Here is a 21,214-nt window from a genome sequence, read left to right as displayed (position 1 = left end):
ATGGCCACAATGGTTGCAGGTGCTCCGCTGTTAGCGGGCGGCCCGCCAGGCTGGATAGCCTATGCGGGATTAGGCGTACTGACAATGAGTGCGCTGATACTTGCTAGAAATAGCACTAACACAGCTTCACAGACAAGCTCATCAACGCGAGAGGGAACTCAGGAGTGCAGGAGACCTTGGTCAGTCAGAGTGCATGCGCAAGGAAATATCATCGGGGGGCATGGTAGAGCAACCCTTGGTGCGCCAGCCATTGTAAAACCCCCTTCACCGGTGACTGTACCAGAGGGCTTGACACTCAGCGCATCAACCTATGGCATGCTTACCAAAAGACAGAAAAAAAGGCTCTCAAGAGCCTATGAAGAAGCAATCAAATGGATTGAGGAAAGGCCGCCCAGTGGCATGCTTGAGAAGAAATCCTTTTATGTTGCACGTGAAGAATCAAATGATCGGATTGATGTCGATAGCTTTGGCTGCACACCCAATTTTATATCTTAGGAGCATATATGACCCTTGATGAACTCACCCGCCATGCGCTCTACCCCTTTCAGGATTTTCGAGAGAATGATGCATCATTTTTACTATTAGAGTTGTATTGGACGTTTATTGCGGAAGAGGCACTTACTCCTTGGCCAGATTTACAGCTTGAGCCGCTTCAGGCAGCGGATCAGGATCGTGACGATTGGGGCTCCCCGAATATGCTTCATTTCTGGGCACCTGCATTACGAAGAAGTGTACGAGTGCTCTTGCTTGAAAATGTTGGAAATTTTCCACCCTGTCGAGAGCGTCAAGAGAAGTTTAACTGTTTTCCATCTATTACGTTGGATTTCGAACGTCAGGGAATTACCGGCCCTTTTGATGAAGTCGATCAACTCCTTTTTCGTGCCGATGTGTCGTCGGTTTCAATGGAGGCTGTTTTATGGGGGATTCGTTATTTTATTGGTGAGGAGGCATCGATTGAGTCCATGGAGGATGCTTGGGACAGATACCTTATTGAAAGTGGTAACGGGCCTAGTCGTGCTATGCGTGACGAGTGGTATCAGAAGTACCTTGAAGAGGATGACGATGATGAGGAGGAGTAATTGGATTGGAATGTTGTGAATGAAACATTAATACAATGTAAGCAAGTGTTCAGATTTTTAGAAAACCATGAAACTGCCGCCAGGACGGCGGCAGTTGAGCGAGTCATGGATGATCCAGAGCGTGTCACAGTGCAGAAATTACAGGGGTGAGACACAACAAATACGTCACACAGATAGCAGATATTTATACAGCGGCTTGATCCATCAGAGGACGCTCACGCATTTGGTATGTATAACGCTCAAAGCTAATTTACGCCTGATCCCCCGCCTAATTTTTGTCTAGATCACCAAAATACGGTATTGTTAGCAAACTTATATCAACGGACTCAAGATAGTAACTATTGTTATGATTATCACTCCAAAAATTCGCGGATTCATCTGTACAACAACGCATCCAGTTGGTTGTGAAGCCAACGTAAAAGAGCAAATTGCCTACACTCTAGCGAAGGGAAAAATCGATGGCCCCAAGCGTGTTTTAGTGCTTGGCGCCTCTAGCGGCTATGGCCTTTCCTCACGTATCGCCGCAGCGTTTGGTAGTGATGCGGCAACTATCGGTGTCTTCTTCGAGAAACCTGCAACTGAAAAAAAACCGGGCACAGCCGGTTGGCACAATGCCGCCGCATTTGAGCGTTTGGCACATGAAGCCGGTCTGTATGCCAAGAGCATCAATGGCGATGCCTTCTCCAATGAAGCAAGAGCAAAAGTCATTGAACTGATCAAAGCCGATTTAGGGCAAATTGATCTAGTGGTGTACTCCCTGGCATCGCCCGTGCGTAAGCTTCCCGATACTGGCGAAGTCATACGCTCAGTATTAAAGCCCATAGGTGAGCCCTATCGTTCGACAGCAATCGATACCAATAAAGACATCATCACTGAAGCCGAGATAGAGCCAGCGACTCAGGAAGAAGTCGACGCGACGGTTAAAGTCATGGGTGGTGAAGATTGGGCGCTTTGGATCGATGCCCTGTCTGCAGCAGGTGTTCTTGCACCTGAGTGCAAAACCGTGGCCTACAGCTACATAGGCACAGACATCACTTGGCCAATATACTGGCATGGTGCGTTAGGGAAAGCCAAGCAACACTTAGATGACACCGCAAAACGCCTGAATACCCAATTATCAGCAACAGGCGGTCAAGCCAATGTGGCGGTTTTGAAATCCGTCGTGACCCAGGCAAGCTCCGCTATTCCTGTCATGCCTTTATATTTGTCCATGGTCTTTAAAGTGATGAAAGAACAAGGACTACACGAAGGCTGCATGGAGCAGGTGTACCGTTTATTCAGTACCGGACTTTATAGTGACCAAGCAGAGATCGACTCCGAGGGTCGTTACCGTATGGATGATTGGGAATTGCGCGAAGACGTGCAAGAAGCCTGTCGCAAACTCTGGCCACAAGTGACTAGCGAAAACCTGTTCGAACTTACAGACTATGCCTACTACAAAACAGAATTTTTGAAGCTGTTTGGATTTGGCATTGATGGGGTGGATTATGAGCAGGATGTGAATCCTTTGGAAGAGTTTGATGTGATTTCATTAGACGCATAAGGATTAACTTCGATGACCTATCAGGGTGTAAAAAATTTCAGTCACGCGCAAGCGGATAAAATCGGTGTGCTGATCACCAATCTTGGCACACCGGATGAACCCACCACGCCAGCGTTACGTCGCTATTTGAAAGAGTTTCTCTCTGATCCACGTGTTGTTGAAGTGCCTCGTCCCATTTGGTGGTTTATTCTGAATGGGGTTATTCTCAACATCCGTCCAAAACGCTCGGCCGCTGCCTATCGAGAAGTTTGGACGGATGAAGGATCACCCTTGCTAACCCATACGCAAGCTCAAACACAGGCTCTACGTGCGGCCATTCAGAAAGAGTATGGTGATCGTGTCGTGGTTGAGTTTGCGATGCGCTACGGGAATCCCTCCATCGCTTCGGTTTTAGAAAAATTCCAAGCCGCTGGGGTTAGGCAACTCATTGTTTTACCCCTGTATCCTCAATATTCAGGGGCGACCAGCGCTTCTACTTTCGATGCGATTTCGGCCGATTTCCGTAAGCGTCGTTGGTTACCAGACCTGCATTTTATTAGTCACTACCCTGGTTTTGGACCTTATATTCACGCCGTTGCCGAGAAAATAAGGGCTTTCCAGTCGGAGAAGGGTATTCCTGATAAACTCATTTTTTCTTACCACGGTGTTCCAAAACGTTACTTGTTACAAGGTGATCCGTATCACTGCGAATGTCACAAGACCTCACGTTTAATTGCCGAGTACTTAGGACTCACTAAGGACCAGTATCTGACGACTTTCCAATCACGCTTTGGGCGTGAAGAATGGTTAAAACCTTACACGGATGAAACGCTTAAGGCCTTGCCTTCACAAGGGGTCAAGTCAATACAGGTGGTGTGTCCTGGGTTTTCTGCAGACTGTTTAGAGACTATCGAAGAAATAGGTCAAGAAAACCGCGAATATTTTATGGAAAGTGGCGGCGAAAAATACGATTATATTCCAGCATTGAATGCAGATTCAGATCATATCTCAATGATGCACGCCCTGATTGAGCCTCAGCTTTCTCATTGGTTAAGTCAGCCAGAGCGTAATGCATCTGCATCTCAGGCCTATGCAAAAGCCTTAGGTGCGGATCAATAATTGGGTTTGTGGGTCATAATGAGAGTAGGGCATAATTGCCGAACACGCCTGCGGGCATAGATTATTTTACCCAAGGCGATGCCGGGGAGGTTATGATGAGCAACACAAAACCCCATCCAAAATTTATGGAAGCCATGCGTAAGTTGAAAATGATGTCCGAAGAGGAGCGTTTGTCTGAAGAGAATAAAGAGCTGTTCGAACAGGCAATGAAGTACGCCCCTCTGGATATTCAGCCTGCCTTAATTGCTATCCAGAAAAAATATGAGCAAACCTATCATTAAGCTGACTGAAATTACGATTCTGCGCCATGCCACGGCTCAGGATCGTAATTTGCCAATTGACGATAGGAGCCGCGAGCTCGTTGAAAAGGGCTTTGATCAATTGCAGCGTGTTGTGGCATTTTGTCGTCGTAATGACTTAACACCCTCGCGCTTGTTGAGCAGCCCTTATCCTCGCGCTTTTCAAACGGCCTCCTATCTATATCAACATTTATTGCACTGTCCGAAACCACAAACGCTCGAATCCCTGTCACTAATGACGCCGACTGTAAACTTACTCGATGATTTGATGGAGATTGATGATAAGGCGGTTTGGCTTGTGGGTCATGAACCCGACATAGGGTTACTCATCTCTTCGTTAACCCATATACCCGTTGATCATTTGGACATTAAAAAAGCATCCTTAACGCGGTTGCTATGGGACAAGCAGCAGGGGAATGCGCAATTGCTCTGGTCCTTGCCCTGTGCTCTGATGAAATAAAAAAATGCCCCCAAACGTTGCAGAACGATTGGGGGCATTTCATCTGGTGTTCTAACCTGTATTACATGTTGGGATAAGAAGGCCCGCCGCCGCCCTCAGGGGTAACCCAAGTGATGTTTTGTGCCGGATCTTTAATATCGCACGTCTTGCAATGCACGCAGTTTGAAAAATTGATTTGGAAGCGCGGTCCGTTGCTCTCCTCAATTACTTCATACACACCTGCTGGGCAATAGCGCTGAGCCGGCTCAGCGTATTTGGGCAGGTTCTCCCGAATCGGCAAATCTGGATCGGTCAAACGAAGGTGGCAAGGTTGATCTTCTTCATGAATGGCATTGGATAAAAACACCGATGAAAGCTTGTCAAACGATAGTTTACCATCGGGTTTAGGGTATTCAATTTGTTTACATTCACTGGCGAGCCGCAACATTTCATGGTCTTTATGCATGTCGTGCAGCGTGATAGGAATTTTTCCACCAAAAATGTTTTGATCAATGAAGTTAAAGGTGCCACCCAGGAACGTACCAAACTTATGCATGGCAGGACCAAAGTTGCGACCACGGTAAAGTTCGTCGTATAACCATGACTCTTTATAGGCTTGCTCGAAAGCAGTCAGATCCTTCCCGCCTTCATCCCCTGCAAATAAGGCTTTGGCGATTGTCTCTGCCGCCAACATGCCTGATTTCATGCCAGTGTGTATGCCTTTGATTTTAGAAAAATTCAGTGTGCCGGCATTGCAACCTAGAACAAATGCGCCGGGCAGGGTCATTTTAGGCAAGCAGTTAAAGCCGCCCTTGGTAATTGCACGAGCACCGTACGAAACGCGTTTGCCGCCTTCCAAATATTGTTTTAGAACCGGGTGATGTTTCATGCGCTGGAATTCATCAAACGGGCTGAGCCAAGGGTTGGAATAGTTGAGGTCGACAATCAAGCCAACTTCGACTTGGTTGTTTTCATCGTGATATAGGAAGAAACCACCGCTGGCACCGTCGCTAAGCGGCCAACCAGAGCCGTGCACAACCAATCCAGGCTTGCTTTTCGCAGGATCAATGTCCCAAAGCTCTTTGATGCCGATGGCATAATGCTGGGGGTCTTTGCCTTCGTCAAGCTTGAACTTCGCCAGCAGTTGTTTGCCTAAATGTCCGCGAACCCCTTCGGTAAACAGAGTGTATTTGGCATGCAGTTCCATCCCCGGCGTGTAGCTATCTTTGGGTTCGCCATTGGAACCTACACCCATATCGCCAGTTGCTATTCCCTTAACACTGCCATTTTCATGGTACAGAATTTCGGAAGCTGGGAACCCTGGGAAGACCTCAACGCCCAGTGCTTCAGCTTGCTCTGCTAACCAACGCGTCACATTGGCCAAGCTGACAATATAATTGCCTTCATTGTGCATGGGTTTTGGAACTGCAAAACCCGGTAACTTTACACCCTGACTCTCACTGGTGAGTAAATACACTTGGTCTTCAGTTGCCGCTGTGACCAGTGGGGCACCACGCTCTTTCCAATCCGGAAAAAGTTCGTTCAGGGCACGGGGCTCCATCACGGCCCCAGAAAGGATATGAGCACCCACTTCAGAGCCTTTCTCTACGACGCAAACGGTCAGCTCTTGCTCTTTTGCTTGAGCCTCTTGCATTAAGCGGCAGGCGGCGGAAAGTCCGGTGACGCCTGCTCCGACGATGACGACGTCAAACTCCATCGATTCACGTTCCACAGTTCAGCTCCTCAGTAATAAATTCATCGACTTGTTATTGTAAACACACAGAGTGTTAAAAAAAGAGAACACTTTCAACAAATCTTATCGATTCCGTGCGTTTTTTTGTCACCCATAGTATAAGTGAAAACCCTAATTTGGTAAATTATAGTATACACAGATCTCAGACTGGTCATAAAACACCATTCTGTTATGATTCGTTGAGATTCCGACCTAAGTAACTGAAGGAAGACATACATGAAAGTACTGGTAACGGTCAAGCGAGTGATCGATTACAACGTTAAAGTCAGAGTGAATGCTGATCAGACTGACGTTGATTTGAAGAATGTAAAAATGGCAGTGAATCCTTTCTGTGAAATTGCGGTAGAGCAGGCGGTTCGCTTGAAAGAAGCGGGCAAAGCATCAGAAATTATCGTTGTGTCGATGGGAGCGAAAGCGGCTCAGGAGCAACTTCGTACGGCTCTGGCAATGGGTGCTGATCGTGCCATTCATATCGAATCAGATGAAACCTTAGAGTCACTGAGTGTCGCAAAAATTCTTGCCAAAATAGTTGCTGAAGAAGCACCAGGCTTAGTGTTGATGGGTAAGCAATCAATCGATACTGATAACAATCAGACCGGGCAAATGCTCGCCGCTTTAACTGGATTGGCTCAGGGTACATTTGTATCAGGTGTCGAGGTCGGTGAAAACGAAGTTCAGGTTGTGCGTGAAATCGACGGTGGTCTTCAGACTTTGGCCTTGAAACTACCTGCTGTGCTAACAGTCGATCTTCGTTTGAACGAGCCACGCTATGCGTCTTTGCCGAACATCATGAAAGCCAAGAAAAAACCTTTGGATGTTAAAACACCTGCCGATTACGGTGTTGAAGTAAAGGCGAACACTCGCTTACTAAAAGTGACGCCTCCACCCGAACGCCAAGCAGGCATTAAAGTCGCAAGTGTGGCTGAGTTAGTTGATAAATTGAAAAATGAAGCGAAGGTGATCTAATGGCAATTTTATTGATAGCAGAGCACGATAATTCAGTATTAAAGCCTGCCACATTGCATGCGTTGACGGCCGCTCAAGAAATTGGTGGCGAGATAGATATTTTGGTTGTAGGCGTCGGCTGCGCTGCTGCAGCGGATCATGCATCAAAGGTTGCAGGTGTACGTAAAGTATTGCTGGCCGATAATGCGGTTTATGATCATGAAATTGCTGAAAATGTCGCGGCTTTAGTGGTTGATGTGGCGGCTGGCTACGATCACCTAATTGCGCCGGCGGTGAGCAATGCCAAGAATTTTATGCCGCGTGTGGCTGCGTTATTGGATGTTGGGCAGATTTCAGATGTGATTAAGGTTGAATCGGCAGATACATTCCAGCGTCCAATTTACGCGGGCAATGCCATTGCAACGGTTCAATCCTTAGATACCGTGAAAGTACTGACTATTCGTGCGACTGGCTTTGATGCGGCACCCGCTGAGGGTGGAAGTGCTGGCATTGAGGTGCTTGGACAAGTGTTAGATGCTGGCGTGAGCCGCTTGGTGTCTGAAGAAATGGCGGTCTCTGATCGACCAGAGCTGACGTCTGCTCGAGTGATTATCTCAGGTGGTCGTGGAATGGGCGATAAGGCGCATTTTGATATGCTCGATAAAGTTGCAGATAAGCTCGGTGCAGCGGTGGGTGCAACGCGTGCAGCGGTTGACGCAGGCTTTGTTCCGAACGATATGCAAATTGGACAAACGGGTAAAATTGTAGCGCCTGAGCTATACATTGGTGTGGGCTTATCGGGTGCGATTCAGCATTTGGCAGGAATGAAAGATTCCAAAGTCATTGTTGCGATCAACAAAGACGAAGATGCGCCTATTTTCCAAGTTGCAGATTACGGACTGGTTGCTGATTTATTTGAGGCCGTTCCTGAGTTAGAAAAAGCGCTCTAATGTTCATCTTGCGATAATCTGGATCATGCCTCCTATTAAGGGGGCATGATCCAGTTCATTCATACCCTGTTATTTAACGCCCTTGTTCGATTTCTTAAGTGTTTTCCTGCGCCAAAACGCTTTTTCGATCTCCACTAAACAAAGCACAAATGCGCCGTAGGCAAGCATGATCATCCATTGGTTGAGACTTAATGGAGCGCTTTGGAACAGCGTGTTCATCAAGGGGGTATAAATGAACAGCAGTTGTGAGAAGAGCATCGCGCAGATCCCGCCCCAAATCCAGAGATTCGACGACATAGATGTCGTGAAAATACTGTGTGTCATTGAGCGACAATTCAGAAGGAAAAAGCTCTGCACGACGACAAAAAGGGTCACTGCCAGGGTTCTAGACTCCTCTATAGATGCTCCCATCATTTGTGACCATTGAAATAAACCAAACGCACCAATCAACAGCAACGTACTGACAGAAAAGATTCGATAGATAATCTCGCCGGACAACAAAGGTGCATCTGGCGAGCGCGGTGAGCGTTGCATGATGCCCGACTCTTTCGGCTCAAAGGCCAGCATTAAACCTAAGAATACGGCAGTGGTCATGTTCAGCCAAAGAGCTTGAACCGGGAGAACCGGAAGGGTGACACCAAATAGAATGGCGACCATGATGACCAAGCCTTGGCCAAGGTTCGTGGGTAAAATCCAAGTAATAAATTTCAATAGATTGTCAAAGACGTTTCGCCCTTCTTCGACCGCCGCTTCAATCGATGAGAAGTTATCGTCCGTGAGCACCATGTCAGACGCCTCTTTTGAGACCTCGGTGCCACTGATTCCCATGGCGATTCCTATATCGGCTTGCTTCAGTGCAGGGGCATCATTGACGCCATCGCCGGTCATGGCAACAACATGTCCTTTAGCCTGCAAGGCTGTCACCAGTTTGAGCTTCTGCTCAGGTGCAACACGTGCAAAAACAGAAACAGTTTCAGCGCATTCGAGCAATTTGTGATCGCTCATTTCGGATAGTTCTTTGCCTGTTAGTACCACCTGTCCATTGGAATTTGAATCACGGATGATACCAATTTTAGTCGCGATGGCCTTAGCAGTAAGCGCATGATCGCCTGTGATCATTTTGACGTTAATGCCGGCCTTATGACAGGCGTCTACTGCATGAATAGCCTCTTGTCGTGGTGGGTCAATCATGGCTTGAAGGCCTAGAAAGATCAAAGCCTGATCAGGCTCCCGTTGATTGAAAGCGTCTAACGATTTCTCTTCCTTGGGTAGTTCTTCCGTGGCAAAGGCGAGGACCCGCAATCCAGCCGCCGCAAAGGTATGGATATGTTCGGTAATGATCTCTGGATCCAATGGCACTAACTGTCCATCAGCATCCATCATGGTTTTACACCGAGCCACGACCTGTTCAACTGAGCCTTTTAAGTAGAGACGGTTGCACTCCTGATCCTGATGCAGTGTCGCCATGTATTGTCGATCAGATTCAAAGGGAATCGTGTCAATTCTAGGGAAGGTTTTTTCACAGGTCTTTAGATCTAAGCCCGCTTTGAATGCGCAGGCAATCAGTGAGCCTTCAGTAGGGTCGCCTTGTACTGTCCAACGTTTCTCCTTTTCAATGAGTTTTGAGTCGTTGCTGATTAGACCCGCCCTGAGGCAGTGGGTGAGGGCAAAATTATCACTGAGCTTAAAAGGGCTCTTGTCGGGCGTTGATAGCTCGCCTTGGGGTTGGTAACCTGTTCCACTGACGGTGTAATCACGGCCACCACTGAATATTTTTTGGACGGTCATTTGGTTTTCGGTCAAGGTGCCGGTTTTATCCGAACAAATGACCGTTGTAGACCCTAAGGTTTCGACGGCAGATAGGGTGCGGATAATGGCGTTACGTTTTGCCATGCGCTGCACACCAATGGCCAGTGTAATCGTCACGACTGCGGGTAAGCCTTCAGGGATTGCCGCTACGGCCAAGGCAACAGCTGCCATAAAGGTCTCACTGGCTTCAAGCCCGTACAGCAAACCGACACCAAAGGTAACACCCGCCAGCAGCAGAATGACCCATAACAAAAGTTTACTAAATTCATGTATTTTACGCGTTAAGGGCGTGTCGATACTGGTAGCTTGCGCGATCATGTCTGCAATTTTGCCCGTTTCAGTGTGATCGCCCGTCGCCGTAATAACGCCCTTGCCGCCACCGTAGGTGACGAGTGTCCCCGCAAAGGCCATGTTTTCTCGATCCGCTAAGACGGTCTCTTTGTCCAGAGTCACTCTGGATTTGCTGGAGGAAACCGACTCGCCAGTTAGGGTGGATTCATCAATCTGCAAATCTCGGCAATCAAAGATTCGCATATCGGCTGGAACCTTATCACCAGACGCTAAAAAAACGATATCGCCAGGGACAACATCCGAAGCAGGGATAGTATGTTTTTCACCATCTCGTAAGACGGTTGCGGTTGACGATAGCATGCCTTTTAAGGAGTTGATGGCTTCTTCGGCTTTTGATTCCTGTACAAAACCGATAGCAGCATTAATCAATACCACACCAAAGATGACGCCTGAGTCGACATATTCACCTAAAAATAAGGTAACAGCCGTCGCAAACAGAAGGATATAAATTAAAGGATTATGGAATTGAAGCAGTAAGCGTTTAAACGATGAAATAGACGCTTGTCCTGAAATGGTGTTGGGTCCAAACAGTCGTAACCTTTCTTCAACCTCGGTATGTGTTAGGCCGCTTAGCTTGTCACTATTGATGGTATTAAACACATCCTCTTCGGTTAGGTGATGCCATAGATCGCTTTGCAGGTGTTTCATGTGGTGACTCCCAGAACGCCATAATTAACCTCAGTCTATCATGGAAAACACCTACAAAAATGTCTAAAAACACAAAAAAAAGCCACTGCTAATGATGCAGTAGCCCTGGCAACTATCAGTTTTGATGATGAAAGGTTGAAGTATTGTTAACCCGTTTATTATGAAGACCTACATGCCTCTGGATGTGTTTGGATGAATTGAACCAACGTATGTTGTCGAACAACCATTTTACCAAGATCGCCACATTGTTTGGCAATTTCGATGTCGTCCATAATGAAGCGCCTGATTTCGATCTCTTCATTATGTTCAACTAAGTATTGCCCTAAGGCGACTGCAATCATAGGTTCTATATGCTCGTGTTCGGCGATTGCTTCGATTTCCTCGTCAGTCAAATCGCACATGGCTAGACACTCACTGTACGTTAACATGGCTCGGTACCTCCAAAATTTTATTTTAATAACGGAAAGCCAATAACCTCTCTTAAGGATAGAAAAGAATTCGTAGAGTGCGAGTCAATTTACTGGATGTTATTTCAATAAAAAACAAAGGATCACCTATTTATCTCATGCTGCAACTGCACAGCTACGCCCGTTGATTAGATTCATCTTTGAAGTCGTAAATAGGTATTCGTTGACGTTTTTAGACTGATGTCCGTCGCTTCCATAGGGTCATCGTAAAGTCCGTAGGGCTATTCTGCTTATCAATAAAAAGCCTTATAAGCCTGTTAATTCGGAGTAAGCTCATGACAGCGGCAGAACTGCACCAAGATGCTATCGTTATCGATGGATTAATTATCGCGAAGTGGAACCGAGAACTGTTTGAAGACATGCGCAAAGGTGGGCTGACTGCTGCAAGTTGTACAGTGTCAGTCTGGGAAGGGTTTCAGGCAACGGTCAATAACATCGCTGAAACCAATAAACTTCTGCGTGAAAATGATGATTTAGTTATACCCGTCAAAACCACTGCAGATATTCATGCGGCTAAAGCGGCAGGTAAAACGGGCATTATTATGAGTTTTCAAAATGCCCATGCCTTTGAGGATCAGCTTGGCTATGTCGAGATTTTTAAGAACCTCGGCGTCGGTATTGTGCAAATGTGTTACAACACGCAAAACCTAGTTGGGACGGGTTGTTACGAGCGAGATGGCGGTTTGTCAGGTTTTGGTCACGAAGTGGTCGCCGAGATGAATCGTGTGGGCATTATGTGTGACTTGTCTCATGTTGGCTCCAAAACGTCGGAAGAAGTGATACTCGCATCCAAAAAGCCTGTTTGTTACTCCCACTGCCTCCCTTCAGGATTAAAAGAGCATCCTCGAAATAAATCGGATGAAGAGCTCAAGTTTATCGCAGACCACGGTGGTTTTGTGGGTGTCACTATGTTCGCGCCTTTCCTTAAAAAAGGCATCGATTCAACCATTGATGATTATGCAGAAGCCATCGAGTATGTAATGAACATCGTCGGTGAAGATGCCATCGGGATCGGAACGGATTTCACTCAAGGCCATGATCAAGCATTTTTCGAATGGCTTACGCACGATAAAGGCTACGCACGTCGCCTGACCCGCTTTGGAAAAATTGTAAATCCTTTGGGTATTCGCACTATTGGTGAGTTTCCTAACCTGACTGAAACCTTGCTTAAGCGCGGAATGACTGAAGCTCAGGTGCGTAAGATCATGGGAGAAAACTGGGTACGAGTCTTAAAGGATGTCTGGGGCGCTTAAGACCCGATCATTAACTCTTTTATAACTATTTTGAATGACAGGTGAAACCGTGGCAAAAGTAGCTCCCGCACTTCCAATTGAAGTTGACTCAGAAACAGGTGTTTGGACAAGTGATGCCTTGCCCATGCTGTACGTTCCTAGACATTTTTTTATTAATAACCATCAGGCTATTGAAGAAGAGCTTGGCCCTGAGCGCTATGCTGAAATTTTGTACAAGGCTGGCTACAAAAGTGCATGGCACTGGTGTGAGAAAGAAGCGCAGTTACATGGTTTAGAGGGCGTGGATGTCTTCGAACATTATATGAAGCGTTTGTCGCAAAGAGGCTGGGGATTATTTATCACAGAGGAAATGGATCTTGAGGGCGGTTACTGCAAAGTGCGTCTTGAGCATTCAGCCTTTGTTTATCACTACGGAAAAGTGAATCGAAAAATTGAGTATATGTTCACAGGATGGTTTGCTGGCGCGATGGACCAAATTTTATCGTCCTTAGGCTCTCCTTTACGAACCGAAGCCGAGCAGATTCAAAGTGCTGCAGAAGACGGTCACGAGGTTGGCTATTTCATCACACGTCCGCTTGCACAGTCTGTCTGAAGATTAGGAGTTAGAGATGTCTCAATTCGATGCAATGTTTCAACCGATTCAGATAGGTAAGCTGACAATACGCAACCGTGTGGTCAGTACCGCCCATGCAGAAGTCTATGCAACCGATGGCGGTATGACGACTGAACGTTATGTTCAATATTATGAAGAAAAAGCGAAAGGAGGCTGCGGGCTTTGTATTTGCGGCGGCTCCTCGGTGGTCTCCATCGATAGTCCTCAAGCTTGGTGGAGTTCGGTGAATTTAGCAACCGATCGTATTATTCCGCACTTTCAAAACTTAGCGGATGCTGTCCATAAGCATGGCGGCAAAATCATGATCCAAATTACCCATATGGGACGTCGTTCTCGCTGGGATGGGTATCATTGGTCGACACTCTTGTCTCCATCTGGGATTCGAGAGCCGGTGCATAGATCCACCTGTAAAACGATTGAAGATGAAGAAATTACACGCATTATTGGGGACTACGCTCAAGCCGCTCGACGTGCTAAAGAGGGTGGACTGGATGGCGTTGAACTGTCTGCAGTGCATCAGCACTTAATTGATCAGTTTTGGAGTCCCCGCGTGAATAAGCGCACGGATCAATGGGGAGGAAGCTTTGAAAACCGCATGCGTTTTGGCCTAGAAGTCTTAAAAGCCGTGCGTGCTGAGGTGGGTAATGATTTTGTTGTGGGTATGCGAATTTGTGGTGATGAATTTCATCCAGATGGCCTAACACACGATGACATGAAACAAATTGCCGCCTATTACGATGCAACGGGTATGGTCGACTTTTTTGGTGTCATAGGTTCAGGATGTGATACACATAACACCCTTGCCAATGTGATTCCCAACATGTCTTACCCACCTGAGCCATTTTTGCATTTGGCTGCAGGCATCAAAGAGGTTGTGAAAGCCCCAGTCATCCATGCCCAAAACATCAAAGATCCTAATCAAGCGCAACGCATATTGGAAGGCGGTTATGTCGATATGGTGGGCATGACACGTGCGCACATTGCAGACCCTCATATCATTGCAAAAATCAAAATGGGGCAAGTGGATCAGATTCGTCAATGTGTTGGCGCAAACTATTGTATTGATCGTCAGTACCAAGGGCTTGATGTACTGTGCATTCAAAATGCGGCGACGTCTCGAGAGTACATGGGCTTACCGCATATTATTGAAAAAACGCAAGGCTCATTACGTAAAATCGTGATCGTTGGCGGTGGTCCTGCTGGAATGGAAGCCGCTCGCGTTGCTGCTGAGCGCGGTCACTCGGTCACGTTGTTTGAAGCCAAAGAGCAGTTGGGTGGGCAAATTAGCATCGCTGCTAAAGCGCCGCAGCGTGATCAAATGGCCGGTATTACACGTTGGTACCAATTGGAACTGGCTCGATTAAACGTGGATGTGCGTTTAGAAACCTACGCCAATGAAGAAGCAATCAAAGACTTAAATCCAGATATCGTCATTTTAGCGGTGGGCGGTCGTCCTTTCTTGGAACAGGTGCCTGAGTGGGGTGCAGAAGAAGGGCTGGTGGTCAGTAGCTGGGATGTTCTTGATGGCAAAGTAGCCCCAGGTAAAAACGTGCTGGTCTACGACACAATTTGTGAGTTCAGTGGGATGTCCGTTGCAGACTTTTTGTCTGAAAAAGGAGCAAAGGTTGAACTCGTTACTGATGATATTAAGCCAGGAGCGGCTGTAGGGGGCACGACCTTTCCAACCTATTACCGCAGCCTTTATGCAAAAGAAGTGATCATGACATCTGACTTGGCGCTGCATAAAGTCTACCGCGAAGGCGATCAGTTGGTGGCTGTTTTAGAGAATGAATACACCGGGCAGATGGAAGAACGAGTTGTGGACCAAGTTGTGGTTGAAAATGGCGTTCGACCTGATGAAGCACTTTATTATGCACTCAAGCATCAGTCCCTTAACAAGGGGCAGATCGATGTCGATGCACTGTATGCCATCAAACCTCAGCCTTGCTTAAGTGAGTCAACTCAAGGGGCCGCGTTTCTTCTGTTCCGAATTGGTGACTGTACCGCGCCTCGTAATACGCATGCAGCTATATATGATGCTTTGCGTTTATGTAAAGACTTTTAAGTTAGGGGAAGGTCTATGTTGACGAGTCTGATGCCTTGGCTGTTGGCCGTGGCTATTCTTCTGGCTGTAGTGGGTGCTTTGCGGCGTGCACGCCTATGGTTGAGAGGGCGCGCTTCAAATGTGAACGTTTGGGCTGGCATACGTGCGATGCCCAAACGCTACCTGGTCGATTTGCATCATGTGGTTGAACGTGACCGTTATATTTCCAATACACACGTAGCCACGGCAGGTGGTTTTGTATTGGCATCGGTATTGGCCATTTTGCTTCATGGCTTTGCTTGGGAAAGCAAACTCTTGGCGTGGCTGCTATTGGCCGCATCAGGCGCTATGTTGATTGGGGCTGTGCGAGTTGCTAAACGTCGTCAATCACCACCGGACCGCTTATCGAAAGGTGCATGGATGCGCTTACCAAAAAGTTTAATGGTGTTTGCCATCAGCTTTTTGATCTTGAGCTTGCCTGCTGTAGGTCTTTTGCCTGAAGGTTTTGGCGGTGTCGTTTTAGCGGCCCTTCTAACGGCGGGGATTGTATGGGGACTTGCTGAAATGTTCATTGGTATGACCTGGGGAGGGCCAATGAAGCATGCGTTCGCAGGGGCACTTCATCTGGCGTTTCACCGTCGATCCGAGCGTTTTGGCGGTGGGCGTTCCACAGGGCTGAAAGCGTTAAATTTTGATGATGCTCAAGCCCCCTTGGGTGTTGAAAAACCGACCGATTTTACTTGGAATCAATTGCTTGGATTTGATGCGTGCGTGCAATGTGGTCGTTGCGAGGCCGTGTGCCCAGCCTTTGCAGCTGGTCAGCCATTAAACCCTAAAAAACTGATTCAAGATATGGTCGTAGGGCTGGCCGGCGGCAGTGATGCTAGTTACAGCGGTTCCCCTTATCCCGGCAAACCGCTGGGCGAGCATAAAGGAGGCCCTTTTCAAGCCATTGTTGCACGAGAAGGAAAAGGACTGCTAGATGCAGATACGCTCTGGGCTTGTACGACCTGTCGCGCCTGTGTTGAAGAGTGCCCAATGATGATTGAGCACGTGGATGCCATCGTTGATATGCGCCGTCACTTAACTCTTGAACGTGGACAGACGCCAAACAAGGGCGCTGAAGTTTTGGAAAACTTAATCGCCACTGATAATCCCGGTGGGTTTAATCCAGGCAGCCGTATGAATTGGGCGGCTGATCTTAACCTGCCAATACTGGCTGACGTCAAACGTACAGATGTGTTGCTTTGGTTGGGCGATGGCGCATTTGATATGCGCAATCAACGGACGCTTAGAGCCTTTATTAAGGTCCTCCGCTCTGCAGGTGTGCAGTTTGCAGTGCTGGGCAATGAAGAGCGTGATTCAGGCGATGTTGCCAGGCGTTTAGGGGATGAAGCGACGTTTCAGCACTTAGCAAAGCTGAATATTCATACACTGCAGCAATACTCATTTCGCAGCATTGTCACCTGTGATCCTCATAGCTTCCATGTGTTGAAGAATGAGTACCCAGAACTGGGTGGAGAGTACGTGGTGTATCACCACACAACCTTTATGGAGCGCTTGTATCGAGATAAACAGCTGTCCCTCAAAGACTGGGTAGGCGGACGCGTTACCTATCACGATCCCTGTTATTTGGGGCGCTATAACGGTGAATATGACGCTCCGCGGCAGTTGTTGGATGCTTTGGGAATTGACCGTGTTGAAATGACGCGATCTGGTTTTAGATCCCGCTGTTGTGGCGGAGGAGGAGGTGCGCCGATTACCGATATTCCGGGCAAGCAACGGATACCGGATATGCGCATGGACGATATTAAAGCATCAGGCGCTAATGTTGTCGCTGTTGGATGTCCGCAATGCACCGCGATGCTGGAAGGTGTTGTGGAGCCACGGCCACAAGTGCTGGATATTGCAGAACTAGTCGCCCAATCCTTAATTGAAGAGGAGACGCGAGCATGAACGATATTAAGCGGCGAGATCCTCGAAGTGAGTGGATTCTGAGAAATCGTTTGCATCCTGAACATTCAACATATGCGCTCACACATGCAACGGGTATCATGAGTGAGTGGATAGGCCCGACGGGTGTTAAGCGTAAAAATCCTCATCTAGTTGGTTTTATTGGGCCTTCTGGCTTGCGCCGAATTGATCGAAGTGGATTGCAGTCGAGCCAGCAGACGTCTGTGAAGGTTCAGGTCGATATAGACTCAAGGCGTTTTATTCAGATCAATGCGCCTAGCGATTATATAGTTGTTGTACCGGAGTTGCCCGGAGGGCGCTTTTCTGCGCAAGACAAAGACCTGTTTGGCCTAGCTCAACAACTGGCATCTAAACACTCTGAGACAACGGCCGTACTTGGCGTCATTTTGAGTCCGCTCAAGGATACGGCCTTGGGCGAGATTGGCATGGATCGTGTGTATTTTGCTGATGCATCGGAATTCAGCGATTATGATCCCGAAGCGCATTTGCAACAATTAACAGCCATTGAGCGTGAATTTAATCCACTCTATTGGCTATTTCCAGAACAAACCTCAATAAGTGCGGACTTAGGTCGACGCTTGTCGGTTAAATTGAAGGTGAGAGCAACGAGCAACGTATGGCAGTTGGATCTAGATACTCTAATTGCGACTTGTCGAGCATCCGGTGGTACCAGCGACCTCTACCGACCTGTGAGTCGAGTGATTTTGGCATTAGCGGAGTGTGCTGAGCCTGTGTCGGATACTCGTCATGAAGCCAAGCCTATTGACCAAGCAATTAATGCAGTCGATGTGATTAAGCGAATTCGCAACCTCGGAGCCGTCTCAGTTGATCCTGCAAAAGTGGCGTTATCAGAGGCTGAGTTTATCCTTTCTGGGGGTAAAGGGATTGCTAACTGGGATGCGTTCCATGAGTTGGCTAGGCGTTTAGGAGCAACGGAAGGGGCGTCTCGTGTTGCGGTTGACGATGGCCACATGCCACGTGATCGCCAAGTTGGTGCGACAGGAACTTGGGTCACCGCAAGAGTCTATCTCGCTATAGGAATTTCTGGGGCCATTCAACACTTACAAGGTATCCAAGCCTGCGACAAAGTGATTGCAATTAATACAGATCCTGGCTGTGACATGATTAAACGCGCGGATCTTGCTGTAATTGTCGACTCGTCTGAACTCATTCAATCTATGCTGGATCAGTTACAGCAGCGTCAAGAGGAGGTGCAAAATGTCGCGTAATCTTGCTAGGTTGCATTCGAGCGATGAAGTGTCTGTCACAGTACTGGTTTCGATTGGAAAACACCCCGTCACTGGACGGCTTCGACGTGCGGACCAAGACGCCCGCGCCTTAGAAATGGCGCTGGGTTTGTCTGATTCTGAGCCGCGAGTGATCTATGCTGGTCCCCTTAACGATTCGACAGAGCCGGCTCTGCGCGGTTATCTGGGGATGGGAGTCTCTGAGCTAAAAGTGTTACGGCAATCGGAGCAAAATGATATTGTTCCCGCACTATCAGGCTTTTTAGATAACAGTCCATCTTCATTAATCTTATGCGGTAGTCGAGCGGAACTAGGTGAAAGCTCTGGACTTGTGCCTTATCAGTTAGCTGATGCGCTAGGCTATACTCTGGTTTCGAATGTTGCCGTGATTGAAGAGGTTACCGCTACACTAGCAGTCGTGCTGCAGGCTTTGCCGAGGGGGCAGCGTCGTCGGATCGAGGTAGTATTGCCTGCAATTCTGGCGGTGGATACAGCATCACCTGTGGCAAGACAAGTCGCTTATGCTAAAGCATCGCGTGGCTTCATTAATTGTGTCGTGACTGATGCAGCAGAAGACGATGCAACAGAGCAATGGCATTACCAACCTGCTCGAAAACGTCCAAAGCGTTTGAAAATTATAAAAGCTACGTCTGCCCGAGATCGTTTCAAAGCGGCGGCTGCGAAAGCAGAGGGGACAGGGGGCCAGGTGCTTACATCTGTTTCAGCCGAGGAGGGAGCTGTAGCAATTTTAAAAGTACTGAAGGAGGAAGGAGTACTCAAAACCTGAGTTGGTAGGTTGTGGCTTATTTCACAAATATTCGAGCTTAAAGAAAAAGACCCGCTGGCACTGATGGCCACAGTTTTGGCGATATGTTGGTTTAGACGTAGAATTTGCAAAAAAAACCGGAGAATTTGACAAGACCTGAATAGTGTTAGCGGTCTAAAGTGAATAGACATAAAAAGTGGCCTGCTTTTAAAACAAGTAAGGCTGGTCTAAACTCAAAATGCTTTTGTTAATTTCTATAACAAAAACAGTGTTATTTCGAATAACGCATTGCCCCATAACAACAATCACAAGGTAGCAAATATGAGCAAACCCAATATGAATAGACGTAATCTTCTTAAAGCCGCCGCCGCTGGTGCAGTTGCTGCTCCTTTAGCTATGACTTCGACTGCCGCGTTAGCGACGACTAACCTGCGTATGCAGACTTACTGGGGCCGTGAAGCTTCTGATATTTTCAGTTCCTTTGGCGATGATGTTCGTACTGCATCTGATGGTTCATTGCGTGTTCGTCATTTCACTGGTAGTTCTTTAGTTCCTGATGCTGAAATGTTCCAAGCTGTAAGCCGTGGTACCATCGACATGTGTCAAGGTTACGCAGGCTACTGGCCGGGTCAGTTGGACATTGCCGGTATTGAATCAGGTTTACCGGGTGCTTGGACGAATCACGATGAGGCTCAGTATGTATATCGTACGAAAGGGCTGATCGATTTAGTACGTGAAGCCTACGCTGAACACAATGTTCATTACTTAGGGCCTATCATGGGTGGCCCATTCGACCTGTTAACCAAACAACCCGTTAACAGCCTTGATGATCTGAAAAACATGCGTATTCGTGCAACACCTGCAATTGCACGTATCCTTCAGCAGTTTGATATTCCAACCGTTTTCTTGCCAGGTTCAGAGCTTTATGTCGGCTTGAGCACAGGTACTATTGATGGTGTGATCTACGCCGGCACCAATGAATACGTAGGCATGAAACTCTTTGAAGTCGCAAATCATTACACTTCTATCGGCATGGTGTACCCTGGCTACTGTGATCAGATTCTGGTTAATATGGATGTTTGGAAGAAAATGACCGATGAAGAACGCAAAGTGATTGAACTTGCGTATGAAAAACATGCCGCTCATATGCACACTTGGATGGTCAGTGGTTCAATTGATGCAGGGGCAACCGGTCACTTCGTCATGAACAGTCTTCCTCCTGAGGACTCAGCGCGTCTGCGTAAAGCCGCTGAAGTGATCTGGGAAGATGAGGCCGCAAAATCTGATCGCAATAAGAAAGCGATCGACATTCTTAAAGAATCTGCGAAAGCAACAGGACGTGCCTGATGCTTTCGGTCTGTCACTTAGTTAGCTGGGTTGATAGACTCTCTGAAATCGTGGGCAAGGCCGTCTCTTGGATGTGCCTTGCTTTGATTTTGGTGTTGCTCTATGAAATAGTCGCCCGTTATTTCTTCGTTAGTCCTACCTCATGGGCACATGAACTAAGCACGATGTTGTATGGTACATTTTGCGTTTTGGCAGGTACTTACACGCACCGTTATCAGGGCCATGTTCGAAGTGAAGCGTTGTATAACCTATTCTCACGACGAGGTCGTGCGATTCTAGATGTCATTACAGGTTTGGTTGTTTTATTCGTATTGGTTGTTTTCTTTTATGCATCCGTTGATTTTGCCTACGAATCTTGGCAAAACAAAGAATTATCCTCCAAAAGTACTTGGGCTCCACCCATCTATCCATTTAAAACAGTGCTTCCAGTTGCAGTAGGTCTTATTGCTCTGCAGAGTTTGGCACATTTGATTCGTGACATTTGTGTGGCCTTGAATTTACCTTGTAATGCCTGCGTCGAGTCATGAAGTCGAGTGTATTAGCAGAGAAGGGTGTGTTACTAACACCCTCTGACAATTTAGAAGGGTAC

General features: G+C 47.4%; 20 protein-coding genes. 17 read left to right on the top strand and 3 right to left on the bottom strand.

Translation table 11 applies throughout. The features are described 5' to 3' along the window. From DN062_RS07065 to DN062_RS07040, 7 genes are all read left to right on the top strand, one after another. Entirely contained in the window at positions 1-495 is a 495-nt protein-coding gene (locus tag DN062_RS07065; RefSeq protein WP_112158631.1) for a hypothetical protein, read from the top strand. Positions 496-503: 8 nt separating this feature from the next. Continuing rightward, positions 504-1,079, top strand: a complete 576-nt coding sequence (locus tag DN062_RS07060) for a hypothetical protein (RefSeq protein ID WP_112158630.1) — start codon at positions 504-506, stop codon at positions 1,077-1,079. Next, positions 1,080-1,229 carry a hypothetical protein gene (locus tag DN062_RS18520; protein ID WP_156460553.1) on the top strand — a complete coding sequence of 50 codons (150 nt, stop codon included), beginning with the start codon at positions 1,080-1,082 and terminating at the stop codon, positions 1,227-1,229. It abuts the gene before it with no gap. A 196-nt stretch (positions 1,230-1,425) separates the two neighbouring features. After that, positions 1,426-2,622 (top strand): enoyl-ACP reductase FabV, encoded by a 1,197-nt coding sequence (gene fabV, locus DN062_RS07055; RefSeq protein ID WP_112158629.1) that lies wholly within the window; start codon positions 1,426-1,428, stop codon positions 2,620-2,622. 12 nt (positions 2,623-2,634) lie between these two features. Beyond that, positions 2,635-3,720 carry a ferrochelatase gene (hemH, locus tag DN062_RS07050; protein ID WP_112158628.1) on the top strand — a complete coding sequence of 362 codons (1,086 nt, stop codon included), beginning with the start codon at positions 2,635-2,637 and terminating at the stop codon, positions 3,718-3,720. A 95-nt stretch (positions 3,721-3,815) separates the two neighbouring features. Then, positions 3,816-4,001, top strand: coding sequence for a hypothetical protein (locus tag DN062_RS07045; RefSeq protein WP_112158804.1), 186 nt, complete (start codon positions 3,816-3,818; stop codon positions 3,999-4,001). Continuing rightward, positions 3,982-4,479 (top strand): SixA phosphatase family protein, encoded by a 498-nt coding sequence (locus tag DN062_RS07040; protein WP_112158627.1) that lies wholly within the window; start codon positions 3,982-3,984, stop codon positions 4,477-4,479. Before DN062_RS07045 ends, DN062_RS07040 begins: the two co-directional genes overlap by 20 nt. A 61-nt stretch (positions 4,480-4,540) precedes the next feature. Here the strand turns inward: DN062_RS07040 and DN062_RS07035 are convergent, their stop codons facing one another. Beyond that, on the bottom strand, positions 4,541-6,175 hold the full coding sequence (locus DN062_RS07035; RefSeq protein ID WP_112158803.1) for an electron transfer flavoprotein-ubiquinone oxidoreductase: 1,635 nt from the start codon (positions 6,173-6,175) through the stop codon (positions 4,541-4,543). Positions 6,176-6,427: 252 nt separating this feature from the next. On the opposite strand from DN062_RS07035, the gene DN062_RS07030 reads away from it, so the two are divergent. Next, positions 6,428-7,177, top strand: a complete 750-nt coding sequence (locus tag DN062_RS07030) for an electron transfer flavoprotein subunit beta/FixA family protein (RefSeq protein WP_112158626.1) — start codon at positions 6,428-6,430, stop codon at positions 7,175-7,177. Continuing rightward, the gene (locus tag DN062_RS07025; protein ID WP_112158625.1) at positions 7,177-8,106 is read left to right on the top strand and encodes an electron transfer flavoprotein subunit alpha/FixB family protein; all 930 of its coding nucleotides are present in this window, start codon (positions 7,177-7,179) and stop codon (positions 8,104-8,106) included. The genes DN062_RS07030 and DN062_RS07025 overlap by 1 nt, the downstream gene beginning before the upstream one ends. Before the next feature lie 69 nt (positions 8,107-8,175). Here the strand turns inward: DN062_RS07025 and DN062_RS07020 are convergent, their stop codons facing one another. After that, positions 8,176-10,914: a cation-transporting P-type ATPase gene (locus DN062_RS07020; protein WP_112158624.1), complete on the bottom strand. Its 2,739-nt coding sequence runs from the start codon at positions 10,912-10,914 to the stop codon at positions 8,176-8,178. A 158-nt stretch (positions 10,915-11,072) separates the two neighbouring features. Beyond that, positions 11,073-11,342, bottom strand: a complete 270-nt coding sequence (locus DN062_RS07015; RefSeq protein WP_112158623.1) for a hypothetical protein — start codon at positions 11,340-11,342, stop codon at positions 11,073-11,075. Positions 11,343-11,656: 314 nt separating this feature from the next. Here DN062_RS07015 and DN062_RS07010 point away from each other — a divergent pair, with 314 nt between their 5' ends. From DN062_RS07010 to DN062_RS06975, 8 genes are all read left to right on the top strand, one after another. After that, a complete protein-coding gene (locus DN062_RS07010) occupies positions 11,657-12,634 on the top strand; it encodes a dipeptidase (protein ID WP_112158622.1) in 978 nt (325 codons plus the stop codon). A 34-nt stretch (positions 12,635-12,668) separates the two neighbouring features. Continuing rightward, entirely contained in the window at positions 12,669-13,226 is a 558-nt protein-coding gene (locus tag DN062_RS07005; protein ID WP_420811664.1) for a DUF5943 domain-containing protein, read from the top strand. A 16-nt stretch (positions 13,227-13,242) separates the two neighbouring features. Beyond that, complete coding sequence (gene dgcA, locus DN062_RS07000; protein WP_112158621.1) at positions 13,243-15,312, top strand: dimethylglycine demethylation protein DgcA; 2,070 nt, start codon at positions 13,243-13,245, stop codon at positions 15,310-15,312. A gap of 15 nt (positions 15,313-15,327) precedes the next feature. Next, positions 15,328-17,247 (top strand): (Fe-S)-binding protein, encoded by a 1,920-nt coding sequence (locus tag DN062_RS06995; protein WP_112158620.1) that lies wholly within the window; start codon positions 15,328-15,330, stop codon positions 17,245-17,247. Beyond that, positions 17,244-18,494, top strand: coding sequence for an electron transfer flavoprotein subunit alpha/FixB family protein (locus DN062_RS06990; RefSeq protein ID WP_112158619.1), 1,251 nt, complete (start codon positions 17,244-17,246; stop codon positions 18,492-18,494). Before DN062_RS06995 ends, DN062_RS06990 begins: the two co-directional genes overlap by 4 nt. Beyond that, the gene (locus tag DN062_RS06985) at positions 18,484-19,299 is read left to right on the top strand and encodes an adenine nucleotide alpha hydrolase family protein (protein ID WP_112158618.1); all 816 of its coding nucleotides are present in this window, start codon (positions 18,484-18,486) and stop codon (positions 19,297-19,299) included. Before DN062_RS06990 ends, DN062_RS06985 begins: the two co-directional genes overlap by 11 nt. Before the next feature lie 300 nt (positions 19,300-19,599). Then, complete coding sequence (gene dctP, locus DN062_RS06980) at positions 19,600-20,625, top strand: TRAP transporter substrate-binding protein DctP (RefSeq protein WP_239995727.1); 1,026 nt, start codon at positions 19,600-19,602, stop codon at positions 20,623-20,625. Next, a complete protein-coding gene (locus DN062_RS06975) occupies positions 20,625-21,152 on the top strand; it encodes a TRAP transporter small permease subunit (RefSeq protein ID WP_112158617.1) in 528 nt (175 codons plus the stop codon). The genes dctP and DN062_RS06975 overlap by 1 nt, the downstream gene beginning before the upstream one ends. Positions 21,153-21,214: the final 62 nt, after the last annotated feature.

Origin of the sequence: Nitrincola tibetensis (assembly GCF_003284585.1) — a bacterium.
GTDB classification, from domain to species: Bacteria; Pseudomonadota; Gammaproteobacteria; order Pseudomonadales; family Balneatricaceae; genus Nitrincola; species Nitrincola tibetensis.
Note: the sequence above shows the minus strand (reverse complement) of the source record. Positions and strands in the feature narration are given on the sequence as shown.